Consider the following 13,944-nt stretch of genomic DNA (forward strand, 5'->3'; position numbering starts at 1 on the left):
AGTTTGCTCTTTGATTTTCATTGAGTATAAGTATTATCTAGGAAATAGAGTAGTACATTTATATATAATTGTTAGCTCTCTGAAAAATAGTATATCAATTAAAAATTTTTAAGTCAAGAAAAAATTAACACAGGTTAATTTTTTTATTAACGTATGTTAATTTCATAGAATCCAAAACTTTCGTAGTTAACTGAGATACATTATAGGCACATTCACACTATCAAAAATAGTAGCAATCAAGTTGAATCACTAAAATCATTTAAGTTTGGAAGTAAATCATTCCTACGATATTCCATCAACTCACGAAGCGAGAATGATTAGCCTATTTGTTGACAATATCCCTAGTCAAATATTACTGAAATAGACCTCTCACACTGGTCGCCCTGCCTTTCGTCCAACCATGCTCATGAAGATGACCATATTCGCTTATGGTCGTCAAGTGTTCTTGGGACGTAAAATCGTTCAATTGAACGAAGAAATCATTCCCATGAAATGGTTCAGCCAAGATACCTATGTTAGCTATAAAACGATTAATAATTTCCGCTCCAGTAAACATGCCAACAACCTAATCGAAATTGACTAAAAAGTACTAAACGAGCACAGATAACCCAATGAACTGGGAATATCTTGAGGACACGGACCAGTTTATAAAGCCCGATGGCCTAGTTTATTCCTTTAAGAACTACTCTAGTCGAACTGATAAGTATGGCTTTCAACGTGATTTCAAGATTTATGAGGCGGATAAAGTTCAAGACACTCCTGAGTTATAGTGAATTGAACCTAGAATAGTACACTAAGGATTCTAAAACGTCTCTAGAAATTAATTTTACTTTCCTAATCTTTTTGTTCATATCTTATTTCAATCCACTATAGAACAGTTGGCTAAAACATATCGTGGGAATCAGAAACAAATCCATTATAATCCAACTTGGAATTACTTTAAGGAACTCCTTACGCAAACATTACATAGTGAAGAAGGCTCTCAAATTTATGCCAAACGGAAAATTGATGTTGAACCCGTTTTTGGTAGTTTTCGACGTGCGCAGAGTGCATGGCAGAGGCAAACAAGCCGTCTCAACAGAGATAGCATTCATCTTCATGAGCATGAATCACACCAAATTGGCAAAGAATCTAGCATCTAAAACGTCCACCTATTCAAAAACCACACAGTGTTTCTTTCAGCTTGATTGTATTCAAGACTGAAATCACTGTGTGGTTTTATTTAGAAGCTAGTTTTTGCCTAGGTCCTTTTTCCTTATTCTGTTTCTTCTTGATTTTCTTCAGCTTTGACAGGTAGAGGTTCATAGGCTCTGATAATTTGAGCTACAACTGGGTGGCGAACCACATCCTTGGCTGAGAAATGTACAAAGTCAATCTGGTGAATGTTCTTGAGTTTTTCCTGGGCATCAATCAAACCTGACTTAACGTTCCGCGGCAAGTCAATCTGACTAATATCCCCATTGACAATCATCTTAGAATTAAATCCAAGACGTGTCAAGAACATCTTCATCTGCATGATGGTCGTATTTTGCGCCTCATCGAGAATGACAAAGGCATCATCCAAGGTACGCCCACGCATATAGGCTAGAGGAGCAATTTCAATAATTTCACGTTCCATGAGACGGGTTGTTTGATCCTTCCCAAGAATCTGGTACAAGGCGTCATAAACTGGTCGTAAATAAGGATCTACCTTTTCCTTAAGATCTCCTGGAAGAAATCCTAAGCTCTCCCCTGCTTCTACCGCAGGACGTGTCAAAATGATACGCTTGACTTGTCCACGCTTGAGAGCTGTTACGGCTAAGGTCACTGCTAGGAAGGTTTTACCTGTCCCTGCCGGCCCAATACCAAAGGTCACATCGTGTTGTTTGACACTATCCACATAAAGCTTTTGACCCAAGGTTTTAACACGGATGGGCTTACCAGTATTATCCTTGATAATTTCTTCTTCATAGAGAGCGACAAACTTATCGATTTCATTATTCTTAACCATGGTAATAGCTGTCACTACATCCGGAGTTCCAACGGTCATTCCACGATTGACCAAAACCATCAGGACTTGAATAACTTGTCGGGCTTCCTCACAAGCTGACTCCTCCCCCAAGACTTGTACAATCTCTGTACGGGCATGGATGATGACATCCAACTCATCCTCCATCAATCGAAGGTGGCGCTCATTGGACCCAAAAAGGTGAAATAGGTCATCTGGATGACTCAGTTGAATATCTATTGAATGTTCCTTCAAACAAAGAACCTCTCTAACTCTTTTAATTTTATAAAATGTTTCGTTTGCTTTTAGTAGTTAAAAAGTCGATTAGAAGCTAGTAAAAGTTAAACTGAATGTCTATATTATAGCAAAGAGGCTGAGAAATTACTATCCCCAACCCCATCTAGTAGCCTTAATGTTCTAGATATTCTTGCCAAATTCGATCAAACTCTCCCATATTAAAGGAAAAGCTAGCATGTTCCTCTAAAAAACGACTGACTTGATCGAAATCATCTGTATGTTTTGGGAAGGCAGACTCCTCAAAAGCCAAATCCGCTAAAATTGCTTTGGAACTACTGCTTTTAGGATTGCGTTCGGTCATGAGCCAAGTATAAAATGATTTTCTCATAAGCCTCCCTAGATTAGTTCCGTACCAAACTGGTCTTGTTTAATTTTGCCAGCTTTCATTAAACCACCAAGTGCTTTTTTAAATTGACCTTTAGAAATACCAAAGGTAGCCTTGATATCATCTGGCGCTGACTTGTCATTCAGGATCATGAAGCCACCATTGCTTTCCAAGTAAGTTAAAATCATCTGGGCATCATTTTCCAACATCTCAAAAGAACGTGGTTTTAGTGAAAGATTAAGTGTGCGATCCACCTCACGGAAGCCAATAACACGTACATCTAACACTTGCCCCAAACGTGGCTCTGCATAACGCTCACTTGGATGGATGAAGCCAAGCATGTTATTTTCTGGCAGGTAAACAAAAGTTCCTGACAACTTGAGACGATAAACAATGGCTGGCCAGTTTTGATTCTGCATATTATTGTAGGCAGGACGAGCCAATCGTTGGAAATCTTCCTGATAAGCCAGTAGGCCCCAGATACGGTCCTTCTTATCCACTTCTAGACGAATGTATAGGCGATCGCCTTTCTTTGGCCAAAGTTCTTTAAGTTCAGGCAGAATATCAAGTGACACAACGATTTCCTTGTCAGGAAGACCTGTATCCACAAAGACACCCAAATCCTTACGGACTTCTGTTACGGTTCCCCAACCAAATTGGTCCTGAGTGGCAGTTACTTCTAGGGTTGTCAAGCGGAGCTTTTGCTTCATGTCTGTGTAGGCAAATCCTTTAACTGTATCTCCTACACTATGCTGACCTTCTTCCTTGGCAAGAGCATATGTTTGACCATCCTTTTGAACAAAGTAAAAACGGTCATTTTCATCGATGATGAGTCCAACGATAAAACTTGCAAGATTTGTATTCATATTTCCTTCTTTCGAATAAAACTCAGCCAGCAATGCCAACTGAGTTTTTCTGTTTATTTCTTAGACTTCCAAGATTTCTTTTTCTTTATTGGCAGTCATGTCGTCGATGTGTTTAACAGCATCATCTGTTGCTTTTTGAATATCTTTTTCAAGAGTCTTCAATTCGTCTTCAGTGATTTCTTTAGCTTTTTCTTGTTTCTTAGCTTCATCCATAGCATCACGACGGATATTACGGATAGCAACTTTAGCATTCTCACCAACTTTTTTCACTTCTTTAGCAAGATCACGACGAGTTTCTTCTGTGAGAGCTGGGATTACCAAACGAATAACAGAACCATCGTTAGCTGGTGTAATACCTAGGTCTGAAGCATTCAAAGCACGTTCGATATCTTTCAAAGATGATTTGTCAAATGGTGTTACCAACAAAACACGCGCTTCTGGGATTGTGATAGAAGCAATTTGATTAAGTGGTGTTTCAACACCATAGTACTCAACGTGGATGCGGTCAAGCAAGCTAGCATTAGCACGACCAGCACGAATACTTCCAAACTCACGAGCAAGTGAGTGGTGAGATTGGGTCATTCTCTCTTTTGCTTTTTCTACGATTGCGTTTGCCATAATGATTTCTTATTCCTTTTCTTCGATATTATTTGAAACTGTAGTTCCGATATTTTCACCAAATACAACACGTTTAATATTCCCTGGTTGGTTCATGTTGAAAACTACCAAGTCAATATCATTGTCCATTGAGAGGGTTGAAGCTGTTGAGTCCATGATACGAAGACCTTTGTTAATGACATCACGGTGAGTCAACTCTTCAAATTTAACGGCTGTCTTATCCTTTTTAGGATCAGCGTTATAGACACCGTCAACACCATTTTTAGCCATCAAGATAGCGTCCGCTTCAATCTCTGCTGCACGAAGGGCTGCTGTTGTATCTGTTGAGAAGTAGGGTGAACCAATTCCCGCACCAAAGATAACAATGCGTCCTTTTTCAAGATGACGAAGTGCACGTCCACGAACGTAAGGTTCTGCTACTTGTTGCATGGCAATGGCTGTTTGCACACGAGTATCCACACCCACTTGTTGCAATGAATCTGCCATCACAAGAGCATTCATAACTGTTCCAAGCATTCCTGTGTAGTCTGCCTGAACACGATCCATTCCAGCTTCTGCCGCAGGTTCTCCACGCCAGAGATTTCCTCCACCAATAACGAGGGCAATCTCAATACCTAAGTTATGTACTTCCTGAATTTCTTCAGCCATTGCTTGAACAGTTTTGATATCAATTCCGACACCACGTTCGCCAGCAAGGGCCTCACCTGATAACTTAATCAAAATACGTTTATATTTGGGTTCCACCTGACTTCGCTCCTTTATTTTATTCAAACTATTTTATCACAATTTCTAAGATTTTTATAGTATCATGAGTATTTCTTTTAAAAAAATTAGATAGTTAAAAATTCCTCTAAGTCAGAAAGAGCACGCTCTGCAATTTTTTCATAACGAGCCTTCTTATCACGAATGCGTTCACCTTCCAACTCCTTGATAATACCGAAGTTAACATTCATTGGCTGGAAGTGTTTGCTGTCCGCATGGGTGATGTAATGAGCTAGACTGCCAATTGCAGTCGTTTCTGGGAAAATGGCAGGACTTTCTCCCTTGAAAAGACGAGCTGCGTTAATACCAGCTACTAGACCTGATGCCGCTGACTCAACATAGCCTTCCACACCAGTCATCTGACCAGCAAAGAAGAGGTTTGGTTGTTTCTTAGAACGATAAGTCTGCTCAAGAAGATTTGGTGAATCCATATAAGAATTACGGTGCATAACTCCATAACGGACAAACTCAGCGTTTTCAAGACCTGGAATCATTTGGAAGACACGCTTTTGTTCTCCCCATTTAAGGTGAGTTTGGAAACCAACAATATTGTAAAGACTACCTGCAGCATTGTCCTGACGAAGCTGAACTACAGCGTATGGTGTCTTAAATTCTCCGTCACGAGGACCTGTGTAATCGTCTGGATACTCCAAACCAACTGGTTTCATAGGACCATAGAGCATAGTTTTGATACCCCGTTTAGCCATGACTTCGATTGGCATGCATCCTTCAAAATATTTTTCTTTTTCAAAAGAATTTAACGGAGCTTCTTCCGCATTGACCAAGGCTTCATGGAAATCCATAAACTCTTGTTTGGTCATAGGAGCATTGAGATAGGCTGCTTCTCCCTTATCATAACGAGATTTGAGATAAACCTTGTTCATATCAATGGTATTAACATCTACAATAGGCGCTGCAGCATCGTAAAAATAAAAACCGTCACCGCCATTAAGAGCGTGAATTTTCTCAGCAAGAGCATCACTAGTCAAAGGGCCAGTCGCAACAACTGTAATAGCATCTGTTGGCAATTCTGTAATTTCGTCACGAACGACCTCAATCAAGGGATGGTTGGCAATCTTTTCAGTAACCATTTGAGAGAAACCATCGCGGTCCACCGCAAGGGCACCACCAGCAGGAACACGAGTTGCTTCAGCAGATTCCAAGATAAGAGAACCCAAGCGACGCATTTCTTCTTTGAGGAGACCGACAGCATTTGTAAGAGCATCCCCACGTAAAGAGTTTGAGCAGACTAATTCTGCAAAATTGTCAGTTTTATGCTGAGGTGTTGACTTGACACCACGCATTTCATAAAGTTTAACTGGAATACCACGCTCTGCGATTTGGTAGGCTGCTTCAGAACCTGCCAAGCCCGCACCGATAACATTGATATAAGATTGAGACACGACACTAATACCTCTTTGGGTGAAACTTAAGTTCATTACAGAACAAGTCATTAGACTGTTTGACACCCACAAATCTTTCTATTTTTTTCTTCTTCTAGTATAACAAAAAAAGGGAAGAAGGCAAACTTCCCTGTTTAGTTGTTTTCCTGATGTTCTTCCCATTCGTGGTAGGCGGCGTAGAGCTGGCTTTTATTCCACTGATAAATTTTTGCGACTTCTTTAATGGCTTGATTTTTCTTGATTCCTTGTTGGATACGCTCTTGAATTTCAGAAAATAAATCCTCTTCATCCTTATCTTCTACTTCTTGACTAGCACCCTCCACAATGAGAAGGCATTCGCCTTTAAGAGGTGTTTCAGAAATACTTTCTAATAATTCAGTAATAGTTCCACGCTGATATTCTTCAAAGATTTTGGTCAATTCTCTGACCAAAACCACCGAGCGATTACCGTAGACTTCTAGCATATTTTCTAGCGTATCCGCCACACGGTGAGGTGATTCATAGAAAATCTGAGTTTCTGGATAAGCTTTTTTCGCTTCGAAAAACTGCTTTTGTTGGCCTGACTTTCGTGGTAGAAAACCATAAAAGATGTGGGGTTGTGGTGCCAAGCCGCTTGCAATCAAGGCAGAAATTCCTGCACTAGCTCCTGGAACTGTGACAACTGCGATATCTTCTTCAATGGCAGCCTTGACCAAATCATGACCAGGATCAGAAATACTAGGCATCCCTGCATCAGATACTTGGGCAAGATTTTGACCTTGCTTCAACAAACCAATCAAATCAGGAATTTTTTCCTTGGCATTGTGTTCGTGAAAACTGATTTGCTTGGTTGAGATCTCAAAATGCTTGAGCAAAAGTCCAGTATTACGAGTATCTTCTGCTGCGATCCAGTCGACCTCTTTCAAGGTCTGAATGGCGCGAAAAGTCATATCATCTAGATTACCAATTGGCGTTGCGACTAGATAAAGCTTGCCGTAGGGAGTTTGTCCCTTAAAACTCTTTTGAATCTGCATACTTACTCCCTAAATAACAACTCATCACAGAACATACATTCTGCATCTTGCTCCCGACGTTGGCCATAAAAGTCACGGCAAACATGAAAACCATCCTCATAAATGCGACGGACATTTTCCCTTACATGTTTAGTCTTAGCTGGAGCTGTCTCTTCCACTTCTCCTAATCGTTCTCTCAGTTTATCATTTTCTAAACGAAGAGCTGTATTTTCCTCTACCAGACTCTTGAGATTTTTTTTGATGGCTTCGACGTCTGCCAAGGTTACCAACAATTGCTGTGAAAAGTCATCTAAAGCATCAAATAATTCTTTTTTATTCATTACAGCCCTTTCTATAATCTATCCTTACTTTAAATTTTTTTGTAAAACCAGGTATTCCAAAGCGTTTTGAAAGCTAACATTGGCCCGCCACATTTTACGAGTTTGGACGAGATTTTGCAAAATATTTCGAGCTGAAACATTGAGAATCTCTTGACCAGCTAGTACCTCTAAAATCCTGAGCACTTGATCTTGCTTTTCTTTATCATCAGCCAAACTCGTTAATTTTACAACTTGCAAATAGGATTCTTTTTTATGGGCTAAAAGCCAAGAAAAGAGGCGTTCACTTTCATCTACTAGTGTCCAAAATCCTGCTTGATGGACAAGCTTATCAGCCTCCGCCTGCGATTGACTAAACTGAGCCAATAGCTTAGCTTTATTTTTTACTAAACCAGCCTCTTCGAGCTGTGACATTAAAGTAGAGACTTGTTTCTTAAATTGGAAAATCTGTGTCCGACTTCGAATCGTTGGTAACATCTGTTCCTCATCATCAGTCAAAAAGAAAATGTAGATTTCGCTTTGTGGTTCTTCAATAACCTTTAAAAGAGAATTTGCAGCATTCACATGCATTTTTTCCGCTTGCTCGATAATAAAGACCTGCCGTTGGTTTTCAATACCAGACTGGGAAAATTGACCAACTAATTCTCGAATACGTTCCGTCTTAATGACTTGATTTAGAGGTTTAATTATGGTCACATCAGGAAACTCTTCCTGCTCAATCAATTTACAATTCCGACATTTTTCACAAGGAAAAATACCAGTTTTCTCACTACAAAAGAGACTTTTAGACAAGAAAAGGGCCATCTCTAAACTTCCAAAATTACCAGAAAAGAGATAGGCGTGATTGAGCTGCCCTTGCTCTAAGATATGAACAAATCGTTCAAATTGTAAAGGTTGACAAGCTCTTAATTTCTCTTGTTTCATCTCCGTAGTCCCATCCTGTCAAAAAGTAGCTGCTGCGTGTTCGCAATCACTTGATCAAGTGGTAGACTAGCATCAATTTTTACAATGCGGTCTGCTTCCTTTTCCAAAAGAGATAGATAACCCTGACGAACTTTTCGATGTAGATCCAGACCTTCCATGTCCAAACGATTGACCTCCCGATCACTGTTGGCAGCAATACGTGCCAGTCCCTCTTCGACCTCAATATCAAAATAAAGAGTCAAATCAGGTTTCAGTCCATCAGTCGCAAACTCATTAAGCCAATCAATAGCTTCTTTATCTAAACCACGCCCAAAGCCCTGATAGGCAACTGAACTGTCAATAAAGCGGTCCATAATAACCAGTTTTCCAGCTGCAAGTGCTGGCAAAACCTTTTCTACCAAGTGTTGTCGACGACTAGCAATATAGAGAAGCAACTCCGTTTTAGGATCCATCTGGGTATGACTTGGATCTAGAATCACTTCACGAATCTTCTCTCCAATTAAGACCCCACCTGGTTCACGGGTGCTTAAAACTTCTATTTCCCTATCCTCTAATATAGGGATTAGGGCTTCAAGAACGCTTGTCTTTCCCGCTCCCTCTGGTCCCTCAAGAGAGACTAAAAATCCTTTTGACATGTCTGACTCATTTCTATTTTTCTCTCTTCTATTCTATCAAAAAAATGGGGATTTGTGAAAAGCTTTTTTCATTTCGCTCTTTGTAATAAAAAAGAGGTTGAGTTTTAACACTCACCTCTTATTTGCCTAATTCTTGAGTTCTTTTGTAGGCTTGATTGACAGCGTCCATAACGGTTCCTCTAAAAGCATGTTCTTCCAGACTTGCTACACCAGCAATGGTCGAACCACCTGGGCTACAAACTTGGTCTTTCAAGACTCCAGGATGTTGCTGACTTTCTAGTACCATTTGACCGGCACCAACTACTGTTTGAGCCGCCATTTTCAGAGCCATTTCTCTTGGCAATCCTGTCTGAACTCCTGCATCCGCCAATGCTTCGATAAAAAGATAGACAAAGGCAGGCCCACAACCTGCAAGCCCTGTCGCAGCATCTATTAAACTATCACTTATTTCAACTAACTGGCCAGCCTTGGCTAAAAATTGACAAAAAAGTTCATTGTCTTCTGGATGACAATTTGCAGACAAGGCATAGCTAATCACTCCTTGACCGATAGAAACTGGAGTGTTGGGCATGATGCGAATAATTCGGTGTTGACTTGGGATAAGACTTGCTAGTTTTTCTAAAGTCAATCCAGCTGCCATGGAAATCAAAAGAAGACTCTTTCTATTTTCAAGAATGGTCTGATATTGAGTAAGCAGTTCAGAGAATTGAGCTGGCTTTACTCCTAGAAAAATCACATCTGCTTCTGCAAAGATTTCGTCATTGCTAGAAGCCAGACCACCATAATTGGCAATAAAAGCATCCACCTTGGCTTGACTACGATTGGCAAGGAAAATCTGATGACTAGTTTTTGCCTGCAAGACAGCCTTAGCCAAGCTGGAACCCATATTCCCCAAGCCGATAAATCCAATCTTCATCTCTTACTCCCTTATCTGTCCATTCCCAGTAACCACATATTTGTAGCTAGTCAATTCCTTCAAGCCCATTGGACCACGCGCGTGCAGTTTCTGAGTCGAAATTCCCATTTCACATCCAAGACCAAATTGACCTCCATCAGTGAAACGCGTTGAAGCATTAACATAAACCGCTGCTGAGTCTACTTGATTTGTAAAGTAAGCCGCAGCTTCAGCATTTTCTGTCACAATGGCGTCCGAATGATGGGTACTGTGGGCTTCGATATGGGCAACCGCTTCTTCTAAACTGCTCACGACCTTAACCGCTAGGATATAGTCTAAAAACTCGGTGTCAAAGTCTTGTGGCTCTGCTGCTATACCTGAAATAAATTGACTAGCTTTTTCATCTAAACGGAATTGAAGCGGTTCAAGACCAGCTTCCTTTCGATCGGCAACCAGAACTTGCTCCAAGCGAGAAAGGAAGCTTGCCGCCTTGTCTTGATGAACAAGCAGCACTTCCATGGCATTGCAGACTGAAGGACGACTAGTTTTAGCGTTGTTTATGATCGATAGAGCCTTATCGTCGTCTGCGTCCTTATCGACATAAACATGAACAATCCCTGTCCCTGTCTCGATAACGGGTACAATAGCATTCTCAACCACTGCATTGATTAAGCCAGCCCCTCCACGAGGAATGAGAAGGTCTAGATAGCCCTTGGCCTTCATCATAGCATAGCTACTTTCACGGCTAGTATCTTCCACCAGTTGGATCACATCAGGATGAATGGTCGTTGTCTCCAAGCCCTTCTTCAAGGCTTTAACAATAGCATGGGCAGTTTGATAGGCATCCTTCCCACTACGAAGAACAACCGCATTTCCACTCTTGAGAGCCAAAGCAGCCGCATCAGATGTCACATTGGGACGGCTTTCATAGATAATGCCAATAACCCCCATAGCCACCCGTTTCTTGGTAATAACCAAGCCATTTTCAAGCTGACTCGTTTCTAAAACTTCACCGATTGGATCTGGTAAAGCAACCACTTCACGAATCCCTCTTGCCATTGCTTCAATACGTCCTGCATCCAAATAAAGACGATCCAACATAACATCTGAGATTTTTCCCTTGGCCGCTTCCATATCGAGGGCATTGGCCGCTAAAATCTCCTCAGTAGCAGCCACTAAGTGATCAGCCATGGCTAGCAAGGCTTGATTTTTCACATCTTCACTAGCTGTGTTGATTGATTTTTTAACAGCCTGTACCTGTTCAAATTGTTCTTGTGTACTTACCATAGTTTACCTCTAAAATTCTGTAAAGAGTAGTTGGATTTCAGGAGTAATGGAAATCCAGTCATCACGGTGAATCAGGACTCCCTTGGCTTTTTGAGAACGAAGGACATCTTTGAGCCCCGATGCACCTAGTTGTACTCTACCTTTTCCAAGTGATTTTCCAGTTTCCTTATCAAAAACAGTAACAATATCGCCATAAGAAAAGTTGCTCTCAACATCTACAACCCCTGATAAAAGGAGACTCTTTCCATGTTGAGAGAGGGCTTCTGCCGCCCCTTTATCAACCCAAATTGCTCCCTGACTTTTGGCATAAAAGGCCAGCCACTGCTTCTGGGTACGAAGTCCCTTTTCCTGTGCAACAAAGTAAGAACCATCCAAAGTCTTCTCTGCCGCCTCTATCATAGCATCAGCTTTCAAGGATGAACAAATATAAACCGGTACTCCTGACTCTGTCGCAATGGTCGCTGCCTTTATCTTAGTCAGCATTCCACCAGTTCCATTAGATGATCCTGATCCACCAGCCATATCAATAATTTCACGATTGATGGTCTCAATTCTCTCCAGACGTTTAGCTCTTGGATCCGAGTTAGGATTACCAGTATAAAGACCGTCTACATCTGTTAAGAGGACCAAAAGATCTGCCTGCACCATTGCAGCTACCTGAGCACTGAGCGTATCATTATCCCCGACCTTGAGCTCATCAATAACGACACTGTCATTTTCATTGATAATCGGAATCGCGCCACGATTGAGAAGAACAGATAAAGCTTGATGGGCATTTTTATAACGTCGCTTATCGACAAAATCATCCTGAGTTAGCAAGATTTGCGCTGAAACAATCTGTCTTAAGAGCAAATTGGTTGTATATTCTTCCAGAAGCAATCCTTGACCAACCGCCGCTGAAGCTTGCTTATCCGCAATCTTTGTTGGTCGTTTTTTAAATCCTAAGGCTCCGAAACCTGCTGCAACAGCCCCAGAAGACACCAAAATAAGCTCATGACCTGCTTCATGCAGCATTGCAAGCTGTTGTGTGATAGCTTTTACTTTACTGCGAGATAAACTTCCATCTTTATGTGTCAGGGATGAAGTTCCCACTTTAAATACGATACGCTTATACTTCATATTTTTCTCCAAATTTAATATTTAACCATTTTACCATGATTTTATGAAATTGTAAAAAAGTAACTCTCTCACTTTTGATCGCAAAAAAAGAACCTTGCATAGCAAGATTCTTTTAGTGTCTGACTTAAATAATTGTTCTTCTGGGAACTAAATCGAATTAAGCTTCGATTTCTGTAACCATACCTGAACCAACAGTACGTCCACCCTCACGGATAGAGAATGTAGTACCTTGTTCTACGGCGATTGGGTGGATCAACTCAACGTCGATTGTCACGTTATCACCTGGCATTACCATTTCAGTACCTGCTGGAAGTTCGATTGAACCTGTAACGTCAGTAGTACGGAAGTAGAATTGTGGACGGTAGTTGTTGAAGAATGGAGTGTGACGTCCACCTTCTTCTTTAGTAAGGATGTAAACTTCACCTTTGAATTTAGTGTGTGGGTTGATTGAACCTGGTTTAGCGATAACTTGTCCACGTTCGATTTCGTCACGTTGAACACCACGAAGAAGGACACCTACGTTGTCTCCTGCAAGACCTTCGTCAAGTTGTTTACGGAACATTTCAACACCAGTAACAACTGCTTTTTTAGTTTCTTCTTTGATACCAACGATTTCGATTTCGTCGTTGACACGAACAGTACCACGGTCGATACGTCCTGAAGCAACTGTACCACGTCCAGTGATTGAGAATACGTCTTCGACTGGAAGAAGCAATGGTTTGTCAGTGTCACGTTCTGGTTCTGGAATGTACTCATCAACAGTGTTCATCAATTCCATGATGATGTCTTCGTATTTAGAGTCACCTTCAAGAGCTTTAAGAGCTGAACCTTGGATAACTGGAAGATCGTCACCTGGGAAGTCGTATTCTGAAAGAAGGTCACGGATTTCCATTTCAACCAATTCAAGCAATTCTTCGTCGTCAACCAAGTCGATCTTGTTCATGAAGACGATAAGGTGTTTAACACCAACCTGACGTGAAAGAAGGATGTGCTCACGAGTTTGTGGCATTGGTCCGTCAGTTGAAGCTACTACAAGGATAGCTCCGTCCATTTGAGCGGCACCAGTGATCATGTTTTTAACGTAGTCCGCGTGTCCTGGAGCGTCGATGTGAGCGTAGTGACGTTTTTCAGTTTCGTACTCAACGTGCGCAGTGTTGATTGTGATACCGCGTTCGCGTTCTTCTGGAGCAGCATCGATAGACGCATAGTCTTTAGGTTGGTTAACTGCTGAAGGCAAGCGACGTGCCAAAACAGTTGTGATAGCTGCAGTTAGGGTAGTTTTACCGTGGTCAACGTGTCCGATAGTACCAATGTTAACGTGTGGTTTACTACGATCGTATTTTTCTTTTGCCATTTGAGTAAAAGCCTCCAATAAAATATATTTTATAGATAGACAGTAGGCAATACAGTCTAACTTTCCTTACTATTTTATCAAATTTCAGCTAAATTGCAAGTGTTTTACAAAGTTTTTGTGAATTATTCTTATTCTTGCTCTA

General features: G+C 41.0%; 14 protein-coding genes and 2 pseudogenes. 2 read left to right on the forward strand and 14 right to left on the reverse strand.

The features are described from left to right. Positions 1 to 265 precede the first annotated feature (265 nt). Both HMPREF2805_RS10515 and HMPREF2805_RS10520 read left to right on the forward strand, forming a co-directional pair. A pseudogene (locus HMPREF2805_RS10515) lies at positions 266 to 764 on the forward strand (transposase); the annotation flags it as partial. A 108-nt stretch (positions 765 to 872) separates the two neighbouring features. Continuing rightward, positions 873 to 1,297, forward strand: a pseudogene (locus HMPREF2805_RS10520) (transposase); the annotation flags it as partial. Here HMPREF2805_RS10520 and HMPREF2805_RS02465 read toward each other — a convergent pair. The 14 genes from HMPREF2805_RS02465 to tuf all read right to left on the reverse strand — a co-directional run bounded on the left by HMPREF2805_RS02465 (position 1,256) and on the right by tuf (position 13,802). Continuing rightward, complete coding sequence (locus tag HMPREF2805_RS02465) at positions 1,256 to 2,242, reverse strand: PhoH family protein (protein WP_075231245.1); 987 nt, start codon at positions 2,240 to 2,242, stop codon at positions 1,256 to 1,258. The pseudogene HMPREF2805_RS10520 and the gene HMPREF2805_RS02465 overlap by 42 nt on opposite strands. Positions 2,243 to 2,396: 154 nt before the next feature. After that, entirely contained in the window at positions 2,397 to 2,612 is a 216-nt protein-coding gene (locus tag HMPREF2805_RS02470) for a YozE family protein (protein WP_075231246.1), read from the reverse strand. Positions 2,613 to 2,620: 8 nt separating this feature from the next. Next, positions 2,621 to 3,475 (reverse strand): RNA-binding virulence regulatory protein CvfB, encoded by an 855-nt coding sequence (gene cvfB, locus HMPREF2805_RS02475; protein ID WP_075231247.1) that lies wholly within the window; start codon positions 3,473 to 3,475, stop codon positions 2,621 to 2,623. A 60-nt stretch (positions 3,476 to 3,535) separates the two neighbouring features. Beyond that, on the reverse strand, positions 3,536 to 4,093 hold the full coding sequence (frr, locus tag HMPREF2805_RS02480; RefSeq protein WP_049529475.1) for a ribosome recycling factor: 558 nt from the start codon (positions 4,091 to 4,093) through the stop codon (positions 3,536 to 3,538). A 9-nt stretch (positions 4,094 to 4,102) separates the two neighbouring features. After that, the gene (gene pyrH / locus HMPREF2805_RS02485; protein WP_075229078.1) at positions 4,103 to 4,837 is read right to left on the reverse strand and encodes a UMP kinase; all 735 of its coding nucleotides are present in this window, start codon (positions 4,835 to 4,837) and stop codon (positions 4,103 to 4,105) included. An 86-nt stretch (positions 4,838 to 4,923) separates the two neighbouring features. Beyond that, complete coding sequence (gene trmFO / locus HMPREF2805_RS02490) at positions 4,924 to 6,258, reverse strand: methylenetetrahydrofolate--tRNA-(uracil(54)-C(5))-methyltransferase (FADH(2)-oxidizing) TrmFO (RefSeq protein WP_075231248.1); 1,335 nt, start codon at positions 6,256 to 6,258, stop codon at positions 4,924 to 4,926. A gap of 134 nt (positions 6,259 to 6,392) precedes the next feature. Further along, a complete protein-coding gene (rsmI, locus tag HMPREF2805_RS02495) occupies positions 6,393 to 7,271 on the reverse strand; it encodes a 16S rRNA (cytidine(1402)-2'-O)-methyltransferase (RefSeq protein WP_075231249.1) in 879 nt (292 codons plus the stop codon). 2 nt (positions 7,272 to 7,273) lie between these two features. After that, positions 7,274 to 7,591, reverse strand: coding sequence for a DNA replication initiation control protein YabA (yabA, locus tag HMPREF2805_RS02500; RefSeq protein WP_001034369.1), 318 nt, complete (start codon positions 7,589 to 7,591; stop codon positions 7,274 to 7,276). A 24-nt stretch (positions 7,592 to 7,615) separates the two neighbouring features. Beyond that, the gene (locus HMPREF2805_RS02505) at positions 7,616 to 8,512 is read right to left on the reverse strand and encodes a DNA polymerase III subunit delta' (RefSeq protein ID WP_075231250.1); all 897 of its coding nucleotides are present in this window, start codon (positions 8,510 to 8,512) and stop codon (positions 7,616 to 7,618) included. After that, on the reverse strand, positions 8,509 to 9,147 hold the full coding sequence (gene tmk, locus HMPREF2805_RS02510; RefSeq protein WP_075231251.1) for a dTMP kinase: 639 nt from the start codon (positions 9,145 to 9,147) through the stop codon (positions 8,509 to 8,511). Before tmk ends, HMPREF2805_RS02505 begins: the two co-directional genes overlap by 4 nt. A gap of 118 nt (positions 9,148 to 9,265) precedes the next feature. Continuing rightward, positions 9,266 to 10,063 carry a pyrroline-5-carboxylate reductase gene (proC, locus tag HMPREF2805_RS02515; RefSeq protein WP_075231252.1) on the reverse strand — a complete coding sequence of 266 codons (798 nt, stop codon included), beginning with the start codon at positions 10,061 to 10,063 and terminating at the stop codon, positions 9,266 to 9,268. Between the two features lie 3 nt (positions 10,064 to 10,066). Beyond that, positions 10,067 to 11,329: a glutamate-5-semialdehyde dehydrogenase gene (locus HMPREF2805_RS02520; RefSeq protein ID WP_075231253.1), complete on the reverse strand. Its 1,263-nt coding sequence runs from the start codon at positions 11,327 to 11,329 to the stop codon at positions 10,067 to 10,069. A gap of 9 nt (positions 11,330 to 11,338) precedes the next feature. Then, entirely contained in the window at positions 11,339 to 12,448 is a 1,110-nt protein-coding gene (gene proB, locus HMPREF2805_RS02525; protein ID WP_075231254.1) for a glutamate 5-kinase, read from the reverse strand. Positions 12,449 to 12,605: 157 nt separating this feature from the next. After that, entirely contained in the window at positions 12,606 to 13,802 is a 1,197-nt protein-coding gene (tuf, locus tag HMPREF2805_RS02530) for an elongation factor Tu (protein WP_001040718.1), read from the reverse strand. Positions 13,803 to 13,944: the final 142 nt, after the last annotated feature.

This window comes from Streptococcus sp. HMSC034E03 (assembly GCF_001811505.1).
Lineage (GTDB): Bacteria > Bacillota > Bacilli > Lactobacillales > Streptococcaceae > Streptococcus.